General features: G+C 44.0%; 17 protein-coding genes and 1 pseudogene. 7 read left to right on the forward strand and 11 right to left on the reverse strand.

Going from position 1 to position 24,219, the window contains the following annotated elements:
* Positions 1-76 precede the first annotated feature (76 nt).
* Positions 77-1,116: pseudogene (locus EO92_RS16880) on the reverse strand (IS630 family transposase).
* A gap of 185 nt (positions 1,117-1,301) precedes the next feature.
* Between EO92_RS16880 and EO92_RS01355 the strand changes: the two are divergent.
* From EO92_RS01355 to EO92_RS01365, 3 genes are all read left to right on the forward strand, one after another.
* The gene (locus tag EO92_RS01355) at positions 1,302-2,795 is read left to right on the forward strand and encodes a hypothetical protein (RefSeq protein WP_048168814.1); all 1,494 of its coding nucleotides are present in this window, start codon (positions 1,302-1,304) and stop codon (positions 2,793-2,795) included.
* Complete coding sequence (locus EO92_RS18365) at positions 2,795-4,081, forward strand: hypothetical protein (protein WP_052734234.1); 1,287 nt, start codon at positions 2,795-2,797, stop codon at positions 4,079-4,081. The genes EO92_RS01355 and EO92_RS18365 overlap by 1 nt, the downstream gene beginning before the upstream one ends.
* A 486-nt stretch (positions 4,082-4,567) precedes the next feature.
* Positions 4,568-5,560, forward strand: a complete 993-nt coding sequence (locus EO92_RS01365) for a radical SAM protein (protein ID WP_048168815.1) — start codon at positions 4,568-4,570, stop codon at positions 5,558-5,560.
* 163 nt (positions 5,561-5,723) lie between these two features.
* On the opposite strand, the gene EO92_RS01370 is transcribed toward EO92_RS01365, so the two are convergent.
* The gene (locus tag EO92_RS01370) at positions 5,724-7,220 is read right to left on the reverse strand and encodes a HEAT repeat domain-containing protein (RefSeq protein ID WP_048168816.1); all 1,497 of its coding nucleotides are present in this window, start codon (positions 7,218-7,220) and stop codon (positions 5,724-5,726) included.
* A 64-nt stretch (positions 7,221-7,284) separates the two neighbouring features.
* Entirely contained in the window at positions 7,285-8,073 is a 789-nt protein-coding gene (locus EO92_RS01375; RefSeq protein ID WP_048168817.1) for an S-adenosyl-l-methionine hydroxide adenosyltransferase family protein, read from the reverse strand.
* Positions 8,074-8,192: 119 nt separating this feature from the next.
* Between EO92_RS01375 and EO92_RS01380 the strand changes: the two genes are divergently transcribed.
* Complete coding sequence (locus tag EO92_RS01380) at positions 8,193-8,705, forward strand: DUF1616 domain-containing protein (RefSeq protein ID WP_048168818.1); 513 nt, start codon at positions 8,193-8,195, stop codon at positions 8,703-8,705.
* A 109-nt stretch (positions 8,706-8,814) separates the two neighbouring features.
* Here EO92_RS01380 and EO92_RS01385 read toward each other — a convergent pair whose 3' ends face one another.
* Complete coding sequence (locus tag EO92_RS01385; protein WP_048168819.1) at positions 8,815-9,291, reverse strand: methylated-DNA--[protein]-cysteine S-methyltransferase; 477 nt, start codon at positions 9,289-9,291, stop codon at positions 8,815-8,817.
* 247 nt (positions 9,292-9,538) lie between these two features.
* Between EO92_RS01385 and EO92_RS01390 the strand changes: the two genes are divergently transcribed.
* The 3 genes from EO92_RS01390 (at position 9,539) to EO92_RS01400 (ending at position 12,947) form a co-directional block, all read left to right on the forward strand.
* Entirely contained in the window at positions 9,539-10,456 is a 918-nt protein-coding gene (locus EO92_RS01390) for an outer membrane lipoprotein carrier protein LolA (RefSeq protein WP_048168820.1), read from the forward strand.
* Between the two features lie 101 nt (positions 10,457-10,557).
* Positions 10,558-11,661, forward strand: coding sequence for an outer membrane lipoprotein-sorting protein (locus EO92_RS01395; protein WP_048168828.1), 1,104 nt, complete (start codon positions 10,558-10,560; stop codon positions 11,659-11,661).
* A 59-nt stretch (positions 11,662-11,720) separates the two neighbouring features.
* Positions 11,721-12,947 (forward strand): DUF4367 domain-containing protein, encoded by a 1,227-nt coding sequence (locus EO92_RS01400; RefSeq protein WP_082107529.1) that lies wholly within the window; start codon positions 11,721-11,723, stop codon positions 12,945-12,947.
* Between the two features lie 180 nt (positions 12,948-13,127).
* Here EO92_RS01400 and thiC read toward each other — a convergent pair whose 3' ends face one another.
* From thiC to EO92_RS01435, 7 genes are all read right to left on the reverse strand, one after another.
* Positions 13,128-14,414, reverse strand: coding sequence for a phosphomethylpyrimidine synthase ThiC (gene thiC, locus EO92_RS01405; protein ID WP_048168821.1), 1,287 nt, complete (start codon positions 14,412-14,414; stop codon positions 13,128-13,130).
* Positions 14,415-14,865: 451 nt separating this feature from the next.
* Complete coding sequence (aglJ, locus tag EO92_RS01410) at positions 14,866-15,783, reverse strand: S-layer glycoprotein N-glycosyltransferase AglJ (protein ID WP_048168822.1); 918 nt, start codon at positions 15,781-15,783, stop codon at positions 14,866-14,868.
* Between the two features lie 158 nt (positions 15,784-15,941).
* Positions 15,942-16,493, reverse strand: a complete 552-nt coding sequence (locus tag EO92_RS01415; RefSeq protein WP_048131567.1) for a TATA-box-binding protein — start codon at positions 16,491-16,493, stop codon at positions 15,942-15,944.
* Positions 16,494-16,687: 194 nt separating this feature from the next.
* Positions 16,688-17,803 (reverse strand): SMC-Scp complex subunit ScpB, encoded by a 1,116-nt coding sequence (gene scpB, locus EO92_RS01420; RefSeq protein ID WP_048168823.1) that lies wholly within the window; start codon positions 17,801-17,803, stop codon positions 16,688-16,690.
* A 45-nt stretch (positions 17,804-17,848) separates the two neighbouring features.
* The gene (locus tag EO92_RS01425) at positions 17,849-18,913 is read right to left on the reverse strand and encodes a ScpA family protein (RefSeq protein ID WP_048168824.1); all 1,065 of its coding nucleotides are present in this window, start codon (positions 18,911-18,913) and stop codon (positions 17,849-17,851) included.
* Positions 18,906-22,433 carry a chromosome segregation protein SMC gene (smc, locus tag EO92_RS01430; RefSeq protein ID WP_048168825.1) on the reverse strand — a complete coding sequence of 1,176 codons (3,528 nt, stop codon included), beginning with the start codon at positions 22,431-22,433 and terminating at the stop codon, positions 18,906-18,908. Before smc ends, EO92_RS01425 begins: the two co-directional genes overlap by 8 nt.
* A gap of 54 nt (positions 22,434-22,487) precedes the next feature.
* On the reverse strand, positions 22,488-23,471 hold the full coding sequence (locus EO92_RS01435; RefSeq protein WP_048168826.1) for a hypothetical protein: 984 nt from the start codon (positions 23,469-23,471) through the stop codon (positions 22,488-22,490).
* Positions 23,472-24,219 lie beyond the last annotated feature (748 nt).

Here is a 24,219-nt window from a genome sequence, read left to right on the forward strand (position 1 = left end):
GAGACAGATTATTGCCTATGTTTGAGTTTTGAGGCAGCTTTTCTCGATCAATTAGAACAAAATTATAGTTCTTGCCTCAACTAATTACACTTTTAATTTGAGGATGGAATTTTTCCATCCATTTCTTTGCAAATGATAATGATTTCCCTCTTCTCGTAAACTCATCTCTAATTATTTCCGTTAGATGTTCTTTTGATTGAATAAATCTGGCCGATACTTCTCTTTTTATTGATTTCCATATAAACTCTACAGGATTTAGATCTGGTGAGTACGGTGGCAGGAATACCAGTTTAATTTTCAATTCTATTGCTTTTGTTTTTGTTTTATCAGCAGTGTGTGCTTTTGAATTATCAAGTATGAGTACTATAATTTTGTTTTTGTTCTTTTCCACTATTTTTTCTAGGAACTCACATACACTTTCTGCCTTTGAACTTTCTTTAAAATCAATACAGTTATTCCCATTAATTGAGTAAAAAGCAAATGCGTTTGCCTTTATGTAATCTGTATTTTTTATCATTGAAGATTTTGTAAATGCCCATAAACGTTGCGTATTTGCTTTTGTTTGTGGTGAAGATTCATCAAGGAAACCTATTACATATTCCTAATTTGAACAGATGTATTCTGGAATCTTTTCACTTAATCTTTTTTTAAAATATCTTCTGCATCTATAGGTCTTCTGTAGTCAAGAGTATACGGTTTTGAGTGATGCATTCCAAAGTTTTTCAGTATAATTCCTATTCTTTTCAATGAATACTCTACACCATATTTTTCCTTTATTAACTCTAATACTTCTCTGGTAGTCCAGTAATCCTTCGTTTTCAATAAACTCTTTAATTCTATCATTTGTTCATCAGTAAGCTTAGGCTTTCTTCCTCCACCAAATTGTGGTATCAAGGCGGCATAGCCGCCTTTATTCCAATAATCCTGCCAATAATAGCCACATTTTTTAGTCACACCAATTTTGATAGAAGCTTCTTCAACAGAGTCGCCTAAATATCTAAATTTGATAAAATAAAGCCTTTTTAGAACTCTAGAATTGCTTTCATGTTTGATTAAGCAGTTTATTTCGTCAAAACTTAACTTCCGATCAATAGCAATTTGTTCTTTCCCCACCATAAGAGAATATAAGAATTAATCTGTGTAATAGGTTACGTCAAGAACTATAAATATGGAGGCTTTCAGGGGAGTGACCATTAAGGAGCTACGAACAGCATCTAAAATAATATTCAATCATGAATAAGCACGATTAATTTAGTTAAAATGTAATTGACAGCAGAATAGATATTTAGAGGGGGAATGGGATGAAAAGAGTGATTATATTTAGCGTTATAACATTGCTATTAAGTAATGCGTTAATTACTACTGTATACGCACAAACTACTGATGCAAAAGATAAAGCAGAAAAGACAGATAATGGAAAAACAATAACTCAAACTTTAACATTATATAAAAATGGAACTGTGGTAACAGTACCTGTAGAAAGTGGGAACAAGAATGCAAGAATCCTTAATGGAGTTGAGATCCCTCAATCTTGGAAAAACCTTAGCGTTGAAAAACATGAGCTTACAGAAGGGGATTGGAAGTTTTTAAGGGATTCCATGACAGATCTTTCGGAAGAAGAAAAAGACAAATTGCTCAATGAGTTTAAGGAAATAATTGAAGGTAGATCGAAGCTTTCTAAAGAAGAGCAAACTAAAATTTGCCAAAAGGTCGGACACTACATCATTGAAGCTACAGAAGGAAGCGGAATTCAGCCGAAATGGTTTACTGGAACATCGGGGCATGAAGGGATATCGAGGGCGGTAGGATCCAACATGGAATACATAACTTCCGGGCATGTTGACACTCTCGGCGATTATAGTAGGTGGGCGGACGATAACAGGGATCAGCCGCCTATCGTGGTAGTACCATGGCCATTTGAGTACATTAATCGTCATTCGTGGGTAATTAATGACTCGTATTTTTATCCATATGGTGACGACTTTGGTCCAGACTCCTGTGAGTACTTTATGGACTTTGCAAGGGCTAATTTTACACAGTACGATGTAGACTCAGCGTACATAAATATCGGCAAAGGACTCCACTATATTGAAGATTTAGGATGTCCCTACCATACAACGGGATTAATTGGGCAGAGTCATCATGAAGCATACGAAAATTGGGTCTCTTCTCATTGGAACCTGTTAGAAAATGCTACCGATGTCGACACTTATTATATCATCGATGACCCTTCTGAAGATGCTAAATTGCTGGCGAGCTTTTCGCGTCAATATGAAGATCCAATCAGTACTATAATATACTCCGACCCCGACTGGGAGAACTCCACGGATTTGATTAACTACACGCGAACACTTATATGCGAGACAGAGAAGATGACAATTGGTATGGATGTTTATGCATCTAAGTTCGAATCGCCGGATACTATAGGAAGCAATTATGTACCTATACGCGATTTTCAGACCTCCTATGCATATATAAATAACACAGCATGCAGCGAATCTATGGTATTCCAGATAAACACAGAACATACCTACATAGGCAACCTGGAAGTATGGATAGGCTGGTGGGACCCATCGTCATCCATGTACTTAGAACAGAAGATATGGGACCATGAGGGAGGAAGTGGTGATAACCTCCAGCTTTCAGTATATGCGGAAGGCTTCCAGGATGTGCACAATTTTAGGCTTAGGGTTGTAGATGGTTCAGCAGGAGATGAGGGAGCAATAACTGAATTCTATGACTTGATAGGGCGAATAAATTTTCACCCAGTTTCACATTTTATGGCGTTGATTTGATGAGGATAAAAATAGCGCTGGCATTGATATCCGCTGTCTTTCTGATGTTCTGGTTCCCATTTGTTGGTTATGTACTTCGTCCTTCCCCTGATATTATAGAGTTATTTAGCATTATTTCTTTTTTAGGTTCCGTGCTTTTTTTGTTGGAAGCAAGAAAAGTACTGCCCAGATGGTATCTGGCAGTCCCATTATGTGTTTCTCTATCTGCACTAGTTGTCGTAAATTTTTTTATTATTTTTAGTGGTAAAGGTTTTCTTAAAGATCCTATCAATAGCGCAGAAAAACTCATGATAACACTTATGATGTTACTGCCCCTTTTCTCGGCATTTACCTTCTTATCCTTGCTTAGACATCCTGACCCAATGAATGCATACGCTTCAGTTTCATATGGAATAAATATTCTTTCGCTCGTAATTTCATGTGTGTTGAGTTTTATTACAATGCTTTTCCTCGGTGATATACTAAGGTATATGTCGGCTACCAGTGAGTCTTTAGTTTTTGTGGGAATTTATTGGCTTTTTGGGATGCCGATGATAGGAATATTTTTTTTACTTAGTGCATTAACATACAGGAATCCTAAAAACATTTTAAGCCAGACAAATGGTGTGCCCACTCAAAAATCGTCATCAGATTATACACCTTTTGTTGATAATTTTATGAGGATAAAAATAGCGCTGGCATTGACATCCGCTATCTTTCTGACGATGTGGGTCGCATTAGTATTTAAAATACCCTTCAGTGTCATCATATTATTGAACATAATCTCGCTTTTAGGTTCCGTACTTTTCTTGCTGGAAGCAAGAGATACAGTACACCGATGGCATCTGGCAGTCCCGTCATGTATTTCTTTGTCTGTACTGACTATGTTAGATATTTTGATTTATGTGGGGGGCAGTCTACCCGGATCAGGTCTCATCCTAGAAAGGCTCTGGATCATCTTACTGGCATTACTGCCGCTGTGTTCTACAATGGTCTTTTTATCCTTAAAAGGGCGCTCTGACTCGATAGATACATACATTGCAGTTTCATCTGCTGTGAGCGTTCTTTCAATAATTTCCCTTTATTCCGTTTACAGAGGAATCTCAAAATGGTCGACTATATTTTCCCTCATTACCGCATGGGATATTTCAAAATGGTCAACTTTAGGGGCGGCGCAATTTCCATTGATATTTTACTGGACTGTCTTGATGCCCATTATAGGGATATGTTTTTTAGTTAGAGCAATAACGTACAGGAATCCTGAAAACACTTTAAGCTCTGTAACTGTTGGTCTTACTAAAAAGTAGCTTCAATCAAATCAGCAATTGACTACGTTTGTTTCAATCTGTTCTCTCTTACCGTTTAACTGCTCGAATTAAACACTAAGTTCACTCAGATTCTCAACCATCTTCAAAGCCATATTCATCTATTTATAGAATAAGATAGAGAGTATGAGTGGCCAATATGACAAAACAAAATTTGTCGTTGTGATCGAAAAACATGGAAGTTAGCCTATATAGGAACCTTTTCAGAACTGAAAAAGCGCAGTAGCTATAAAATACACAATGACGAATTAATGAAAAAACATGAAAAGTTATTCTGACTCGTTTTAACCTCTTAAAGCCAAAAAACGAACCTTTACCTCAAATTAGTTCCATCGAACCCGAGAAATTGAGATCAAGACTCAAAATTGAATTGGCCCTGGAATTACAGTGAAGATAACATAAAAATAAAATAACAGTTTTCCCATTTATATATAAAGTTCATTTTTAGAAAAACAGAAAGAGATCTCTATGTCCCGATTTGACCCCATCCTGGCTTCAAAAGCCCTCTGGCAGATAAGGATTAAAAAACGCCCTTTTGTCCTCTCTCACGGCGTAAATGCCAGCTGCAATATGCACTGCAAGTTCTGTGAATACTGGAAAGAGACCGGACAAGAACCCCAAAGAGATGAGGTATTCAGGCTGCTCGATGATGCGAAAAAATTCGGAATCGGAGTTTATAATGCCTGGACCACAGAACCCCTTCTCAGAAAGGACCTGCCCCTGATAATGGCTCACGCAAAGGGACTCGGGATGGTCACATCCATGGTCACAAACGGAAAGCTGCTCTACGAAAGAGTAGAAGAGCTTGAAGATGTGGATTTCCTTTCGGTTTCAGTAGATGGGATAAAAAGCTATAAAGAAATCCGGAGAATGGATTTTGAAACCCTGCTGAAAGGCTTAAAAAAGGCTATTGAGGTAAGGAAACACCAGAAACAGAAAAATCCAATCCTGCTGAACTGCGTACTCACAGGAAAAAATCTGGACGACATTGAAACCCTTATTTTGCTTGCGAAAAAACTGGGTGTAAAAATATCATTTGAGCCTGTACACGAGTTTCCCGGAATCAGCGAAGAGATCTGGAGCGAAATAGGAATCCGCGACAAAGAAAAATTCCGCCGGGTTGTGGACAGAATAATAGAGCTGAAAAAAGAGGGCTTCCCCATTATTAACTCCAAAACCTACCTCAAAATGGTAAGGGATGGAAAAATGGATTACAGGTGCAGGGCAAGCGGCGTTATTATCAATGTCACGCATGACGGGACTGCCGAGACCTGCCGGGTACAGCATGAATCACTCGGGAACGTTATGAAGGACGGATTTGAAAAAGTATGGGAAGATTCTACACAGCGCAGGAAAGAAATAGTGCAGAATTGCGAGGGCTGCCTCTTTTTCGGGTATACTGAAAATAGCCTGATGCAGAGCTTCAATCCTGAAGTTTTGATGCATTACGAGTGGATGTGAAATGCCCGATTTCCGTCTCGCCCGAGTCCCGCCTCGGGAGGGCGGTGTCCTTTTCGGTCGCTGCGCTCCCTCAAGAGGACGAAAAAACAGTGTGGGCATAGGGAATGAAAAACAGGGCAACCGGAATACCGTACAAAATGTTTCTTGTCCCTTTGATCATTTTTCACCTGAAATCCTGGTTTTCGGAAATAATTCCAAGGGCTCCGGCTGCAATTCTCCTGATCTCGGGGTCCATGTCATTTAATTTTGTGAGGAGGACTTCGATTGCTCTTTTATCTCCACTTTTTCCGAGGGCTTCGGCGGCACATTTTCTTACCCAAGGATTATCGTCATCCAGCATTTTGATAAGAGAGCTTACTGCCTGCGGAACTCTGAGGTTTCCAAGTGCATATACGGCAGTAATCCTGAGTTCGGGGTCGGTTTCTTCAAGTATTCCGATGAGAGGCTCAACCGCACGTTTGTCTCCGAATTTTCCCAGGGCGTATGCGGAAGCGTTTCTTACTTCAGGGCTGAGATCAGCCAGTTTTTTGACCAGGTGGGAAACCGCCCTCTCGTCCCCCAGGTTTCCAAGAGCTTCTGCGGCATGCATTCTAATGTCCGGGTAGGGGGAATCCAATCTGGAAAGAATGGCTTCCAGGGCTTTTTTATCCCCGATTTTTCCAAGAGCGGAAAGGACCTGTTTTTGAAGTTCTGCGGGAGTGCCTGCCATCTGAGGGTCTTCCAACTTTTTGAGAAGGGCATCTACCGCGTTCCGGCTTCCAAGGTTTCCGAGAGCTTCGGCTGCAGCGACCCTGACCCCAGGGACTTTATCATCCAGCCTTCTGGCAAGAGGATAAACTGCCCTTTCATCTCCGAGCCTGGCAAGCGCCCGGATGGTATGCAGCCTGAAGTCAGGATCTTTAGCTTCAAGCTTTTCAACAAGCACATCGACGGTTTTTTCACCCCCAACACGACCGAGAGCCTCAACTGCAGCTTCCCTGACCCGGGAGTTTTTATCTGCCAATTTTCTTAAGAGTGCATCTGCTACCTGTTCATCCCCCAACAAGCCCAGAAGCTGAGCCGCAACCATCCGGACATCCGGTTTTTCATCTTCAAGGGCCTGGATGCAGAACTCCATATCCTCGGCACTGAGTTCCATTTGCCCTGAAGAGCCCCAGCCCTCAAGCTCCCGAAAGAGATTAGAAAGGTGAGCAAATTTTTCGGAGGAAGTTTTTAGCCCGGAAACATCACTTAACATCTCAAGGGACAGATAAACGATGGCTACAAGGGAGGCTACTAATGAAAACAGAGAAGTGAAAAGCATGAGCTTTATCTTCGCTTCCGGGGGAGAATATAAGCTGAAAATGATAAGCATCAGCCCGTTGAGATATATACTCCCGGCAGCCACGTAGGATACGATTTTCAGAGGAGGCTTTAACCGGTTTGCAATCGAATGGATGCTGTCCTGGTTCCTCTGCAGAGACAGCGCAAAAATGGCAATAAACACGGCATATACTGCAGCTATAGACTGCATAACTGCAGAGGGCATCCAGAAGTAATTATTCATACTTCCGGCCCTGGCTCCGGGATCATTTCCGGAAAGAGCGACAGAGCTCAGAACAATCAGAATAGAAAAGAAAAAGAATTCCAGTTTGTACGTTTTTACATCAGTTAATTTCATACTTAACGGGCAGTTTGTATAAAGAATATTCTATAAATATTCACCCGCCTGAAGGCGAGGCTACTTATAAAATTTTAATTGCCACGGGGTCCCCGCCTCTGAGCCCGAACTGAAGCGCAGCACTTCCCTGGTTTATCGCAATTTCCAGAAAACCATGGCTGCCTATAAGTGCAAGTGCATCTTCCTGTCCGACAAAACCATAACTCCGGACAAAGGGGACTTTTCGGCCGTTTACTTCTACCTTCGAGCCAAAAGTGCAGAATTGCAGAATGGCATCTTCCGGGATATTCGTAATCACATTTCCGAAACTGTCAGCAAAAACAACTTTCCCCATAAGAAAAGGCCCGTCAACTCCAAAATATCCGAAATCAAGGTCCACAAAATCCGAGACTCTATGCCCGACACCCTCGATTGGCATACCTTTTGAGAGGTGGGCTCCCACAGGTGCAAAGATGTCCCTGCCGTGGAATGTCGCGGAAATCCCGGATTTGAGCAGCAGGTCCCTGTTTGTAATTTCATACACTTCCATCTCCCCCAGGCAGCGAGCTGCAGGGATCAGGAGCCCGTTGTCAGGCCCCACAAAAAACTGCTCACGACCAGACTCTCCGGCTTTTATGGCAAGGGCGCGGCGGGAAGTCCCGACCCCGGGGTCGACAACTGCCACATGCACGGTTTTTACCGGAAAATAAGGGACAAGGGAGTAAAGGGCAAAAGCGCCTTCCCGGATACCGGCCCTTGAGATCGAGTGAGTTATGTCAACGATTTTCGCGTCGGGGTTGATACGCAGGACCACGGCTTTCATGGCTGCAGGGTAGAGGTCCCCAAAATCGGTGGTAAGGGTGATGACAGACATGAATATTATTCGGCTTTTTTGCTATTTTACACTATGGAGAATTGAAAAAATATATTAAGATGTGAAAAGATACGGGCGAACATTAGAAAAAAAGAGAAAATTACGAAAGTGAATGGAAAATGAAAGATACAAAAATATTATTCATACTGATTCTTATAAGCCTGGCTCTTTTTGCATCCGGGTGCGAGGAAAAAATGAACGACGAACAGATGGCAGAGTCTTTACAGAAACCTTTTACAGAATTCTATATCCTGGGGCCTGAAGGTACGGCTGAGAACTATCCTACAGATTACGTACTAGGGGAAAACGGAACCGTAATAGTGGGAATTGTAAACCATGAACAGAAACCCGTCAATTATACAATGGAAGTTAAGCTTGAAAACACGGCTCTGCCTTTACCCCCTGATCAGCAGTATATAACTCTCGGGGACAACGAGACCTGGGAAAAAGCAGTAACCATAACTCCCCCATTTGAGGGAAAGGATATGACGCTTGGATTTTCTCTCTACAACGAGAACGAGAAAAAAGTACTTGAGGGAGATATTTGCCTGCCTTATAGAGACGTTTATCTATGGATAAACGTATCGCAGAATCTCTCGGAAAACGTTTCAACTCCGTTAACGGCAATATAAATAACTGAGCTGAAATTCAACATCGAGTCCGCCTTTCCAGAAAAAGCTGAAATGATTAAAATCGCTAAACAGGATTTACAGAGAAATGAGGAATGATCTTTGTGTTTTCTTATTTCAAATTGTTTCCTTCAAGCCTTAATAAAAACTCTTTTACATCCAGCCCGCTTGCATAGCCAATAAGTTTCCCGTTTGCCCCGATAACCCGATGGCAGGGCACGATTATTGCAATCGGATTCCGATTGTTTGAAAGCCCCACAGCTCGGGAAGCCTTCTGGTTTCCAATGCTTTTTGCGATCTCCCCGTAAGTCCTGGTTTCCCCATAAGGGATTTCACATAGAGCCTTCCAGACGGATTTCTGAAACTCCGTGCCTTCGGGAGCCAGCTTTACGTCAAAGGATTTGAGTTCCCCTGCAAAATAAGCTTCAAGCTGCCCTGAAATTTCCCTGAAAAAATCCTCATTTTCCACCCAGCTATCCGGAACTTCGATTTTCTTTTTGCCTTTTCGGAGATTTACGTATTTCAGGCCTTCTTCGTCTCCTGCCAGAAGTATTGGGCCAATTGGGGATTCAATTATGTGGTAATACATTTCTATTTTCTCCTGCCGGTTACAGGTAGTTCTATTGTTTCTGGTAGAAATGCCTATTCAATGCCGGACCTGTAAAATTCTCCAATGAATAGGCAGAAATTTCACAATTAAGACATGTATTTTATAATATTTTTTCGAAAGATTTATCATAAACAAACTTTAAAATTTGAAGTACTGGCCTGAAAACAGAAAAAAGATCAAGAAAACAAAAGGAAAACGTAAATAAAAAAACTGGAAGTTGGAGAAAATGAAAACAAAGACAATACTGCCCGTACTTATCGTCGTACTTATCGCAACGACACTTGCCCTATTTACCTCGGGCTGCGGGGAGAAACTCACTGTAGAAAAGGAACTTACAGAAGAGGATGGACATACAGTAGAAGAAATTGCAGCACAAATACAGCAAAAAGAGGGCAATATCGAAGATTACTCATGTACAATACACCTGAACTTATTTTTTGAGGGGGAAGCCCTGGAAAGGGAATATGAGGTCATGTGCAAGAAACCGGGTATGTACAGAATTCTAACAAAAAAGCCGGGAGAAGAACCTGAAAAAGAAGAGGTCTCGGACGGAGAGTACATGTGGACCTATTACCCCTGGAAAAACACAACCATAAAAGTAAAACTGCCTGAAACTTCCGGACCCGAAGAAAAAGAATCCGAGGAAAAAGAATCTGCAGAGAAAGAGTCTGGAGAAAACAGTGGTACCGGGTTCATTGAAGGCCTCCTGAATGACAGCGGTGTATCCCTTCTCGGGACAGAAGAGATAGACGACAGGCCTGTCTACCTGCTGGGAAAGAACTCCGAAGAAAAAGGAGATGAAAAAAGAGAGGAAGATAACGAAAAAGGTGGAGAGAAAGAGGCAGATGGAGAAGAAGAGGGGGCCCAGCCAGGATATAGGGAAAAGTTCTGGATAGATAAAGAGACAGGGACGCTTCTCCGGTATGAGACATATGACAGCAGCGAAAACCTGACAGTAAAATATGAAATACGAGACCTGAAAATCAACGCGGGCATCCAGGACTCCGAATTTGAATTTGAGGTGCCGGAAGGAACAACGGTAGAAACCAGAGAGTTCGGGAAATACTATCCTCCTGAAAACCTGACAGGCCCTGATGGGGACAGGCAGATTGCCTCAGGTTTCATCATAGGTCTTTGCCCCTGAAGAGAAGGGGCAACGGTGGAAAATAGGGAGGAAGAATAGGATTCAACTTTCAATGGGATGGGAAGAATTCAAAAAACCCGGGAAATAGAGTGGTGGAGAAAATGACAGACAGGAAAATACTTACAGCATTTACATTACTGGTTCTGCTGGTTCCGGTCCTTTTTGTATCGGGCTGTACCGGGGAACTCAGTGCGGAAGAGATCGCAGAACAGATGCAGGAAAAAGAAGCCAGCATCCAGGATTACTCGTATACGATGCAAATAACCTCATACATTGGAAATCAGACACGAGAAAGTGAGATCCAGACCCTGCAGAAGAAACCAGACAAGACAAAAACCGTTATAATAAAACCTGAAGAAGAAGCAGGAACAATTGTGGTTTCGGACGGGGAATTTATGTGGACCTATGACCCGAAAACAAATACGGTCATGAAAATGGAAATGCCGGATACCCCGGTATTGGGGGAGTTAGATTCCGCAGGAATTATTGGCGAGTTCCTGAACAAAACGGATGTCTCTCTGCTTGGTATGGAGGAAATCGACGGAAGGCCCGCATACTTGCTGGAGGCAAACCCGAAAGAGGAAGGAGAGGGACTCCTGTTTGTAGACGGGATGAAACTCTGGGTGGACAAAGAGACATGGATGCCTCTAAGGTATGAAATGTATGACAGCAGCGGAGATCTGATGATGGAACTGGAGATCCGCGACCTTGAAATCAATCAGAGGATCCCGGACTCCGAGTTTGTATTCGAGGTCCCGGAAGGTGCAACGGTAAAGACCTTGAATTTTGACTCATTAATTCCCGAGGAAATGACCCTCGAAGAAGCCAGAGAATCTGCGGGATTTGAAATCCTGGTTCCGGAATACCTCCCCGAAGGATATGCCTTCAACTATTCGACGGTCTCCAATAACAGCTTGATAGCCCCTGAAGGGCAGGCCTCCGAGACTGTTTTCCTGAGATACGAAAACGAGGACGGAGATTACATATTCCTTTCGGAAACCGTACACGAAAACGAGGCCCTGGAAGCTCCAATCATGAATTCTGCAGAAGAAGTTTCTATTAACGGGATGGAAGGGAAGTACCTTGACCTGGGGGACATGAATATCCTGAGCTGGAAGATAGGGGATATTGACCTGAGCCTTACCACCTCCCTGGAAAGAGAAGAATTGCTGAAAATTGCGGAATCCGTACGGGAAAATGCTTGAAAAACGCCCTGATAAATAAAAAAATAAGGAAAAAACATGAAAATCAGGCGATGATGAAAATGACATCAAGAAAAGTACTGACGGTACTGCTCCTCATAACTATGACCCTTTTTGTGTCTGGATGTCAGGAACAGGAACTTAATGTGGAAGATATCGCAGAACAGATGCAGCAAAAAGAAGCCAGCATCCAGGATTACTCGTATACCATGTACATCACCTCCTGCGCCGGAGAAGAGACATTGGAAAACCAATGGGAAGGTCAGATAGAAATTATGTATAAAAAACCGGGGATGATGAAGACCTATTCAAAAAATATTGGAGGGGGAGACGGTGAACAGCTTACGGTTTCGGACGGAGAATTCAGCTGGGACTACATGCCGGAGACAAACACGGTTTACAAAGTAAAACTCCCGGAATACGAAGAGCAAACGAAATCTGACTACATAAGCGGCATAGAGTATTTCCTTAATCAGACTGAGGTTACGCTGTTAGGTGAAGAGGCAGTTGCCGGTAGACCTGCGTACCTGCTTGAGGCAGTTCCGAAATTGGGAGATGGAGAAGCAACTGAAGATGAAAATGAAGATGAAAATGAAGATGGAGAAGCAACTGAAGATGAAAATGAAGATGAAAATGAAGAGATCTCCCTTGGTCCGACAAAAATCTGGATAGATAAAGAAATGTGGATGCCTTTAAAGTATGAAACATATGACAGCAACGGAAACCTGGTGCAGAAAATAGAAATCCTTGACCTGGAAATCAATACGGGGATTCCGGACTCCGAATTTGAGTTCGAGATCCCTGAAGGGACAGAAATAATTACCGTGGAATCGGCCCCGATAGTGCTCACGGAGGATCCGGAAAAACCGGGAGAAGTTCCCCTGGAAGAAATCAAAGAGCATGCCGGTTTTGAACCTCTGGTCCCGGAATACCTGCCCGAAGGCTATGCCTTCAGCCATTCAATGTCAAGGAATAATGGGAAAGCAGCACCTAACGGACAGGTTTACGAAACGGTCACCCTGACATATGTTAATAGGGAAGAAGACGAAGTCATGGTACTTACGGAAAAGGTGTACGAAGGAGAGCTCAGGGAATCCACGCTCACGAAAGGGGCCGAAGATATCACCATCAACGGAAAAGAAGGGAAGTATTATGAAGAACCTGGAGACCCGGAGAGAGGGACTAAGCGGTTAAGCTGGAAAATTGGGGACGTTGAACTGAACTTCTTAGCCTACATCGAAAAAGACGAACTGCTGAAAATTGCGGAGTCAATTTCGGAAAAAGCATAAATCCGGAATTCACAAAAAATACAGGAAAAAAACCCAGGGAAAAAATAGAAAAACTAAAAAACTGAAAAACAACAAAAACTAAAAATAACAAAAACAGAAAAAACAGAAAATAACAAAAACAAAAACAAAAGAAAAGAAAGTAAAGGCCAAAAGCCTTACTTTTTTTGCGAGACTACTTGCTTATTTTGCGAGGTTGTAGCTCTGGTTGACGATCTTCAGGGCGCAGTAGTTGCCGCACATTGTGCATGCGTCGGTGTCTTCGGGTGCCCTGCTGGTCCTGACTGCTCTTGCGTGTTCAGGGTCGATTGCAAGGGAGTACATCTTTTCCCAGTCAAGTTCTCTTCTTGCTCTACCCATGTCAAGGTCCCACTGTCTTGCTCTTTCGGGGTACTTTATCATGTCGCCGACGTGAGCTGCAATTCTGGAGGTCTTGACTCCGGTTATGACGTCTTCGAGGTTAGGGAGTGCAAGGTGCTCTGCAGGAGTCACGTAGCAGAGGAAGTCACAGCCGCATGATGCGGATACGGATGCGCCGATTGCGGTTACGATGTGGTCGTAGCCGGGGGCGATGTCAGTAACGAGAGGACCGAGCATGTAGAAGGGCTTGTGACCGCTCATTTCCTTCATGAGCTTTACGTTGGTTTCGATCTGGTCGAGGGGGACGTGGCCAGGACCTTCGACAATGACCTGCAGGCCCTGCTTGTGTGCCCTGTCAGCCATCTCGGAGTTGATAATCAATTCCTGGATCTGGGCGCGGTCGGTTGCGTCGTGGATTGCACCTGCACGCATTCCATTTCCGGTGGAGAGGACAACTTCGTGTTCCTTGAGGATTTCAACGAGGTAGTCGAAGTTTGCGAAAAGTGGGTTTTCCTTTTCATTGTGGAGCATCCAGGAGCTCATGAAGGCGCCGCCACGGGAGCAGAGACCGCCGTACCTGCCATGGGCTTTAAGCCTGTCAAGGGTAATGTTGTTGATACCAGTGTGGATTGCCATGAAGTTGGTTCCGAGCTTTGCCTGGGCTTCGGTTGCGTTGAAGAGCTCGTCTTCTGTCATGTGCACGATTGAACCATACTTCCTTGCAGCTTCAATGAAAGCCTGGTAAAGAGGCACTGAACCAACTGATAGAGAGATGCTGTCAACGACTTTTTTCCTGATAGCGAGGAAGTCTCCGCCGGTCCCGAGCTCCATGAGGGTGTCAGCGCCTGCTTTTTCTGCAGCTATTGCCTTTTGGACTTCCATCTCTGGATCCACAATGTCTGAGGACACACCAATGGAGGCATTGACCTTGGTCCTGAGCCCTTCTCCAATACCGCAGAGCTTTACCTGTCTGTAGGGAGAGGTTGGAATAACGATTCTTCCGGCTGCAACGCCACGGCGGACAAATTCAGGGTCAAGTCCTTCGTCCTTTGCAACTATCTTCATCTCTTCAGTGATAATTCCTTTTTGTGCATCTTCCACAATTGTCATATTTAGTACCTCAAGCTTTCATTTATCTGTAAGATCATCATGCAAGATTCATAAGTAAGTAAAGGGATTGTGAGTTAGATCCTAAAAGGCTAGTAATTATATATAACACTATTTAAAAAACTAACTTTAACCTTAATCAACTTTACTTTACTTAGCTGTAGATAGATGCCGAAAATAGATAGCACAGGATTAAAATAAGTATATCATAGAGAATTATTAAAAGTTGTTTTGAGTAGATAACAAGTAAAGTTGAGTTTAGGAGAGAGTAATATTAGAAGAAACTTGAAAAATGAGATGAAAAATGAGATGAAAAATGAGATGAAAAATGAGGATGAAAGATGAGGATGAAAAATGAGATGAAAAAGTAGATCCGGAGAAAAAATAAGTACAGGAAAAGACCTGTAGAATGCTTAAAAAATGTGCAGCGATCAGAAAACACAGAGATTTCTTATTATTTTCTCTGCTTATTTTTCTCCTGGATTAAGCTGACTGTTTGCCTGTGGAGAGTTACTATAAGATCACTGATCATCCCGAAAATGAACATTTGAAGACCGAATATAATAAACAGTGTTGTGAGAATCGAAAGAGGGATGCGGGTGATTCCCTGAAGCCACTGGAATACCACATAGGTTCCCGTAAACAGGCCTGCCATAATAAAGAAAAAGCCTATAACCCCGAAGTAAAACATAGGATTATGCACTTTTGCAAGCCTGTAAATGGTAGATCCGATTCGGATTCCATCTTTTACAGGGTTTAGCTTGGTTTCACCTTTTTCACTTCGGGGGAGATAAGTAATCGGGACTTCTTCAACCCTCTGTTTTTTCAGGATGCATTCCACAGAGATTTCGGTTTCTATTTCAAAGCCGGCCTTGTTAAGTTCAAGGTCCCTCACACTCTCGAGAGTAAACGCACGGTAGCCTGAGAGAATGTCTGTTAAATGTACTCCGTAAGCAAGGTTAAAAAACATATTAATCAGGCGGTTGCCCACAAGGTTAAGCTTTGTAAAAGCCCCCGGGGAATAATTATCCAGCCGGCTACCTATAACATGGTCAACTTTTCCTTCCAGAACAGGCTCAAGGAGAGAAGGAGCTTCTCTTGCAAGATAGGTCCCATCTCCATCGACCATTACCACATAAGGGCTCTCGATAATTTCGAAAGCCTGGATCACTGCCTGTCCCTTGCCCTTTTTAGTCTGCAAGACAACTCTTGCGCCTTCTGCCTCTGCAATCTGCGCTGTCCCGTCCCTGCTGTTTCCATCGATTACCAGAATGTTGGAAAACCCTTCTTTCTTGAAATCTTTAATGAGCTCCCCTATCGTTGCAACTTCGTTAAGGGTAGGAATGAGGATGCAAACATCTGCATTATTCACGTTTCACACATATCCTTTGCCGGAGCCTCTACGCGTATCGCAGAATCCGTTTTTATATAAGTATTCTATCCATATCCTTTCCACCGGAGACAGATTTAATGGATTTAATGGATTTAATGGATATAATGGATATAATAGATTAAAAAATATGAGGATTCTTATAAAAGCCCCATGTTGTCGAGCTGTTGACGGACTACTTCTACACCCCTCTCACAGTCTTCAGGGGATTTCCCGCCTGTAACTACCAGTTTTCCGGAACTGAAGATAAGGACAACTACCTTAGGTACATCGATCCTGTACACAAGCCCCGGAAACTGCTCGGGTTCGTATTCGATATTCTCAAGCCCAAGCCCGATTGCAATTGCATTGAGGTTAAGAATAGTGTGCAGGTCTGCGGAGGCAACTATATTCTGGACAGTAATCTGCGGGTTTTCGATTGTCGGGATCCCTATACCGTTCAGCTTTTTTGCCATATTGCCAATAACTGTGTGCACGTCATTGACATTTTTTGCTCCTGTGCAGACAACCTTTCCGGAAGTAAAGACCAGGAAAGCGGCTTTGGGGTCAGAAACCCTGTAGACGAGCCCTGGAAACTTCTGCTTGTTGTACTCGGCGCCTTCGAACTCGGATTCGATCACAATTAGATCAAACTCTTCAGCGAGTTTGGTGGATGCGACCACGTTTTCAATTTTAATGCTAGATTCGCTCATTAGTCAACCCTCAGTATATAAAGCAAAAGTAATATCCTCTAACCAGTATATAAAGCTATAGTTAAATGCCTCGCATACTATATAAATACTATATATATAGAATATAAATGGAACAGAAAAGCTTAAATTATGGGCGCCAGTGAATTAAAAAAAATTAAAGGAGAAAGTGGCACCCGCATTGGCTTTGAGGTGCCTCATTCTTCAAAGTTTTTCAAGCCTTCAAGGAGGGAATCATATTTTTTGCAGACCCTCTCGAGAAGGTCGCCCTCTACAGTGCGGTGAGTAGGTATCAGAATATTTGCCCCTTTATCTATGCTCACTCCCTCGCGTGAAGTCCCGTAATCCGGAGCAACAAGGATACCGTCTGTAGAAATCCTTATGTTGAGGTCGTTTACGATCCTTGAGACCATCTCAGTTGCAGGCTTTACCTTCCTCTCAATTAGGAAAGCCGAAGATACGTATTTTTCCCGCGTCTCCCTGATCTTCCGAAGAGTGTTTTCCACTGTTTCGGAGTCTACCTCATCAGAAAGTTCTTCAGAGATTAAAGAGACTGCCTCGATAAGGTCTTCAAAGGTTGTTGAACGCACCTCAAGGATTTCCCCATCGCAATGCTGCTTCACGGTATCAAGGTAGCCGGCAGAGACCACAAGCACATCAGCCTCAAGCAGGCGGGAAATTTCCTCCTTTGAAGGGCGGTAAGCATTGGCAACAAAATAGTCTTTAATCCCGCACATGCCCATAAGGGACTCATACATTGGAGTCACAGCAATGATCTTTTTCCCAACCCAGAGGTTTATCTCACTCTGCCCTCCCTGCAACCTCAATAATTCAACGATTTTTTCCTTTATGTCTTTAGGGTCATTTCTTTTGAGCCCGAAATAATCTGCAAACAGCGGGGTTGTAGAGAGCTGCCTGCTTCTCCCGCTGGGCACAGACTCAACAAATCCTCTCTCAATCAGGTCTTTTATATGATCATAGGCTCCACTGCCCCTCATTTCGATAAGGTCTGACTGGAGCAGAGGCTGATGATAAGCAATCATAGAGAGGGTCCGGAGTTTGGGGGCTGATAGTTCTTTTGGGGCAACGTCCCGCATAAGTTCGGAGTACTCTGGCTTAACCTGCATAACGTAGCGGTCTCCAAGGTCCAGAATTTCGAGGCCTGATCCCCGGGAAGAGTAAGCCTCCATCAGCTCCTGCACTGCCGAAAAGACATTCTTTTTTGGCTTTCCGGTAATTTTCATAAGTTTTTCAAGGCTTACTGCCCTGCCCGCAGCAAAAAGAGCCGCTTCGATAATTTCAAGCTCACTCATAAGTTTCACGACCAGAAAAGAGGATAAGGTTATTTTTCATTTGAGTTAACGTGTTTCTTCAGGAGAGTCTACATCTATATGTTCCGGCTCAAAGGACAGAACCTCTGGATACCCGGCTTCATCAGGCTCTCCATCAGCGTACTCAACCGGAGGTTTACTATCTGCAAAATTGTCTTCCAGGGAAAATTCAGGCTCTGAAACATCTCCTGTTAAGCCCTGTTTTATCTGAGGGTAGGGAGATGGGTTGCCTTCCGTAGAAAAACCTGATTCTTCTCCGGGATAAATATACAATTCCCCGAAAAGTTCACTCTGGAAAAGCCAGATCTTTCTGCTCGAAGCAAGAAAGAGGAGGGAAAGGTAATCCATGATCCTGTCTTCACTCAGTTTAAGGAGGTCAGAAAACTCCACAACAGGCTGCTTCATAAATAGTTCAACAAGCCTTGCCCAGATAAGTACCAGCCTCGAACCGATCGCCTCGTCGTGGGCAATCCCGAGCACGTCTCCGGTAGTAAGGGGATCCGGGGAAATATCAGGTTCTTCTGCAGCCAGACGGGCTTTCTTTTCGTTTTTCCTTGAGAGTGTCCTTTCAGCTTTTTTAAGCTCCAGAATAAGTTCATTCAGTGTGACAGGCCTTGTGGAAAGGCGGCGGACAGGCAACTTTGGGATAGGAAACTCATCAGGCGCAGGGAGGTCTTCATCATCGAAAAATCCAGAGTCAAAATCTTCTTCTTCTTCCGTTCCGAGAATTACTGAAGATTTCATGCGGAGGAGGACAGCTGAATAAAGGAGAGTCCTTGAGGAAATCCTCAGGTCCATTTTCTGGAGCTCTTCTATCCTTTGCAGAAAACTGTCAGTTAGCTGCACAACATCGATATCCCAGGGATCGATCTTCCCGTCCTTTGCAAGTTCGACCAGGATACCCAGGGGCTCATAGGAATCAAACTCTGAAAGGTCGAGCAGAGTCCAATCAACGCCGAGGCATGAAAGAGTGGTCGGAAGCCCGAAAACTTCGGGGTCTGAAAAAAGAGAGTTCTTTTCCCCCGATTCACGAACATCGGGGGAAGGAAGTCCGGAAATATTGAGTGCCGAATTATCTATAAGTTCAGCCATTAAACTTCACTCCGGTAATACTCGTGATGTTATTCTCCTGCATTGTAACCCCGATAGTCCGGCTTGCCGCCTGGATCATGGGTTTTCTTAAGGAAACAACAATAAACTGGACTTTTGAGCCTGAAGTTTTAACGTGCCTTGAGACTCTCTCCACGTTCCAGCCGTCAAGGAACATGTCGATCTCGTCAAAGGCATAGAAAGGAGCGGGACGGTATTGCTGGATTGCAAAAATAAAGGCAAGTGCGGTAAGGCTCTTTTCTCCTCCGGACATGGCTTCTATACGCTGGAGAGTTTTTTCTTTTGGCTGAGCCCTGAGGGTCATTCCTCCGGCAAAGGGATCATCAAGGTTTTCCAGCAGGAGTTCTCCCATGCCGTCGGAAAGCTCGTAAAAAATCTCTTTGAAATTGGCATTTATGCTTGTATAAGCCTCCATAAAGGTGTCCCGCTTGAGCTGCTCGTACTGGTCAATGCGTTCAAGGAGCTGTTCTCTTTCGGTAAAGAGAGTGTCGCGTTTGCCCTGCAGGTCCGAAAGCCTGAGTTCCACCTCGTTATACTCATCGATTGCCCTCATGTTTACAGGTTCTAGCCTGCGCAGGGCTTCTTCGATTGCCTGGATCCTTATGTAAACGGTTTCGTAACTCGGGACCTCTAAGGATTCTTCTATGCCCCTTCTCTGTATCTCTTCAAGCAGCTGCTTTTCCTGGTCAAAAAGTGCACTTCTCGTAGCTGTGAGCGTAAGTACCTGCTGTTTTGCCTTTTCAAGGGTGGTTGCGGCTATACTGACCCTGCGCTTTACTGCACTGTACTCGGCCTGAACATTTTCCCTTTCTTTCTGGAGCCCCATAAGCTCGTCGGAAAGTTCAAGTTCCCGGTTCTGTTTTTCCAGAAGCTGCACTTCAAGTTCCGCAATTTTTGTCCTGAGAGAATCTACTTTTTCACGCCTTGAAGCTTTCTTTTCATCGAGTTCCCGGATAAGTTCTTTAGCTTCGGCAATCTTCTGCTCAGCATACTCTTTTTCGAGCTGCAAGGCATTCAGGTTTGCTTCGGTGTCCCTGATCCTGCCGTCAAGCCTCCGGATTTCCTCGTCTACAAACTCGGCTTTTTTGTTGATCTCGGGAAGAGGAGAATCAGCAAGCTTTGCCTCAATTTCGGCAACCTGTACCTCAAGTTCAGCCAAAGCGCCTTCTTTTTCAGCCTTTTCTGCAATTACACTGTCCATTTCAGCCCTGAGTTCTGTCCTGGACTCTTCAATTGCTCTCAGGTCTGCCTGCTTAGCTTCAAGGAGTTCTGTAAGTTTAGTTCCTCTGCCGGCGATTTCCTGAAGCTCGAGTTCTTTTCTGGAGATGGTAGCCTCACAGTCGCGGATCTTCCTGCTCAACTCAAAAACGTGGCTTTCAATGTTGTCCTGTTTACTGATCGCTGCAGTCCGGCTTGCGTCGAGGGATTTAATCTCGCCTGCAAGCTCAAGGAGTTTGTCTTTTTCCGCTGCTGCAAAAGAGATCCCCGATTTTGAAGAAAGAGAACCTCCAACCATTGCCCCGCTCTTTTCAAGGAGTTCACCTTCAAGGGTGACCATTCTCGCCTTTCCCATGAAACGGCGGGCGCTGGCAAGGTTTTCCATAATAAGAGTATCCTGGAAAACATACCAGAAAGCAGGTTCGAAGTCGGGGTCAAATTCGATGAGGTCAATTGCGTACCCTATTACTCCATTTTCATAACCGAGGCTTTCAAGCCGCCTGGAATCCCTCATTTTATTAAGCGGAAGGAAGGTAGCTCTTCCGCCCTTTCTCCGTTTCAGGAATTCGATTGCCTCTGCAGCATCCCCATCATTATCTACAACAACTGCCTGCATCCTGTTACCTGCAGCAACCTCAAGGGCAGCCGCATACCTGCGGTCAACTTTTCCCAGCTGGGCAATGGTCCCGTGAATTCCAAAGAGTTCATTCTGCCTGGAAGCTCCGATTACCATTTCCACAGCCCTTGAATATCCGCCTCCCTGTTCCGAAGCCCGGACCCTTGCCTCGGCAATTGCATATTCCTGCTGGAGCCCGTGAAGCCTGCTCTCAAGTTTCTTTATGTCTTCCTTGACCCTGAAATGGCTGCTCTCGACATCGTCACGGTCTTTTATCAGGGACTCCAGGTTTTCCGTAAGCTTCTCAATCTCATACTGGACAGAAAGAGTATCACTGTCAGAGGCGGTGAATGCAGCTTCTGCATCCCTGATCTGGTTTTCGATATCCCGCAATTCCGACGATTTTCTCCGGAGGGTATCAAGGAGCCGGTCCTCATTTCGGATAAGCTCATTTTTTTTGTTTTTAATGTCCTCAAGTTTCTTGCGGGCAGCCATGAGCTCGTCCCTTGTTGCTGCAAACTTTGCATCCACATCCGCAATCCTGCTCTGAAGCAGCATACGCTCGGTTTTTCTCTCGGACAGCTCAGAAGAGATGCTTTCTTTTCTCACGTTTTCAGTTTCGATTTTCTCTTCGAGCTCCCCTACCTTGCCCTTTGTGGAGTCGATATCAACAAACGCCTTTCTGCGCTTTGCGTCAGCGTCTTCAAGTTCGGATTCCGAAAGCTCAATGCTGTCCACACAGCGGGAAATTTCCCCTTTTGTCTCTTCGATTTCCCTTTTGACCTGCAGCTGTTCGTCTTCCCCTTTTTTCCGGATTTCAAGGGAAATTGTTTCCAGGGCCTGTTCAAGGGCTTCTAATTCCTTAACCCTCTCGTCCAGCAGTACCTGGACTTTTTCAAAGTGCTCTTCTTTCCCTGCAAGTTCTTTGTCCACATTTTCCAGTTCTGTTCTGGCATCCTTGAGTTTGGAGAGCAGGACATAGCCTTCAAATTTAATTTTTTCAGTCTTCAGAGCCTGGTACTTCAGTGCCTGGTCTCGTTCCCCTGCGAGTTTTTCAAGCTGGGTACGCACCTCTTCAAGGATGATGTCCACGCGTTCGACCTGCTGCCTGACGATTTCCAGTTCCCCGAGCGCCTTTTGCTTACGCTCATCAAATTCGGCAACCCCGGCAATTCCGTCAATGATTTTCCGCCTTTCTACAGAGGTCATGGAGGTGATCTGCGTGACATCTCCCTGCATTACCACATTATAACCTTCAGGCGTGACTCCTGCCTTTGCAAGCTGGGAATGGATTTCCCCCAGGCTTACGGCTTTTCCATTAAAGTAAAAGTAGCTGTAGTACGCATTTTTTGTCCGCTTGACCTTTCTTGAGACCTCAACCTCATCAAGCTCTAACGGCATCTTGCGGTCAGTATTGTCAAAACGGATCGTAACCTGGGCAAAATCAGGCTTTTTTGCCTCGTCTCCATTGTAAATAAGATCCGTAAGTTTTTCAGCCCGGAGAGTCCTGGAGCTCGAAAGCCCGAGCGCAAAGAGAATCCCATCTATGATGTTTGACTTCCCACTCCCATTAGGACCGGAAATAGTGGTGAAGTCATTGAAAAAGGAAATCTTTACTTTTTTTCCAAAGGACTTGAAATTAACGAACTCGATTTCTTTTATGTACACAGAATGCCTCTGAGGTTTTGCGTTTTTGAGGATGTCTCCGTTTTTTCAGCCTCATTACGCCTGGGGGTCTTTCCGATTGCAGGTTATGATTTCCGCATCATCAGTATCCCTAAGATCCACGGACTCATCGATTAAACGCTTTTTTGGAGCCTTTTCGGCGATTATGTACTCGCATTTATAATCTTCATCGGGTCGGGCTCTTACAGGGTCTGCATTCACAGGAGATTGGCGCCTCATAGAAGATCTCGAACTTGGAGGGAACAACTGTCCCGCCGGGGCTTCTCTTACTGGAGTCGACTGCCTCAGGTTGCCTCTAAGCCGTTTTCGATCCCCGCTCTCGGCGATGATATACTCACACTTTGTTTCGACAACCTCCTGTTCGTCAAGTTCCTCGGGCTCAACCTCCCTTATCTTAAGCTGAACTTTTGCATTTGTGCCTGGCAGGGATGCAGGAGCTTCCCTGAAATCAATAAGCTCGTGTGCGGAATGGTTCTCTTTCCTGAACTCAAGTTTACGCGTTGGTTTTCTGGAGAGAGGAGGAAGGTCAAGGGGGTCTTCGAGGATGGGAAGAGAAACAGAAGGAGAAGAGGGAGGCGAGGGGGGAGAGAAAGAAACAGTATTTTGCATGCCTCCCAGCGCTCCGGAGAGTTTTTCGAGGTCTTTTTCCAGCTGTTTTATAAGCATTTTCTGGTCAAGCAGTTCCCTGACAAGCCCGTCCTGAATTCCTGCCAGTTCCTTCAGCCGCCGGTCCGCTGTCGCAGAGCCATTATCTTTGCCAGAACTGAATTCGGCTCGCAGTTCGCTAATAATTGAAGCCTTTAGTGATGCAGAATCAGGGAGCCCCTTCAATTCGGTTCTGATTTCGGAAAGGATCTGGTCCTTAAAGGAATCCAGATCGGAACTGTTTTCCATTTCGGCCTGCAGTTCATTGAGAACCGAAATCTTTATTGATTTTTTGAGAGTCTCGAGCTCCTCATAGGTTATTGACAGTCGCCTTTTAAGCGGTGTATTGTGCACGTCCCTCTGTCCAGTTCTCATGAAAATACCTCTAACAATAAATTCGGGTCCCGGGTTTCCTTATGTCTGCAGTTTTTTGTTAGCATGAAACGTCAGTGTAATATAATTAAATAGATTCAATCTGACAAATTTAAATAATGTGTATAAAGTACATGTAATCTTACTTTATATATATATGGTAATCGATAGTATTCAGCTGACCCGAAATAACTTTAAATTATATTATAATAAGATAACTTAATAAACCTTTCTGAAAACGGGTGCAGAAACCGCATATAAGAACAGGAGAAATTGTATAAAATATTAAATTTCCGAAGGAAGAAGGGTTAAACGTCAGAAAGGACAGAAAACAGGAGATGCAGATCGGAAAATGCTCTGGAAGAGAATGAACAGTTTTCCTTAAATCTTCCTGTAAAGAATAATATTGATGCTAAAATGCCTCACTTTCGAGCACATAATACCCGGATCCAGAATTCAGCAATCCCGTGGAGATAATAACTTTCCTGGAGAGGAAAAGGGTAGAACAGTAGAATAAATATTTTTCGGCAGCGTCTGCACAAAAATATTAAATATGTATGTCAGGTGCAATTCTATTCCCGGAAAGACTGGATAAAGGGCAGATATAAAAATAAGAGATAAAGTCCAGAACGCGGAATGCTGTTAATGATATCATGTGAACTACCACTCAGCTAAAGACTGAGTGGCTTCTTGGTTCATTCCTCCCTCTATTGAGGGCAAGTCCCCAAGCTCTTCCCCGCGTTCCGCAGGT

Source organism: Methanosarcina sp. 2.H.A.1B.4 (assembly GCF_000979385.1).
In the GTDB taxonomy this organism is placed as follows: domain Archaea; phylum Halobacteriota; class Methanosarcinia; order Methanosarcinales; family Methanosarcinaceae; genus Methanosarcina.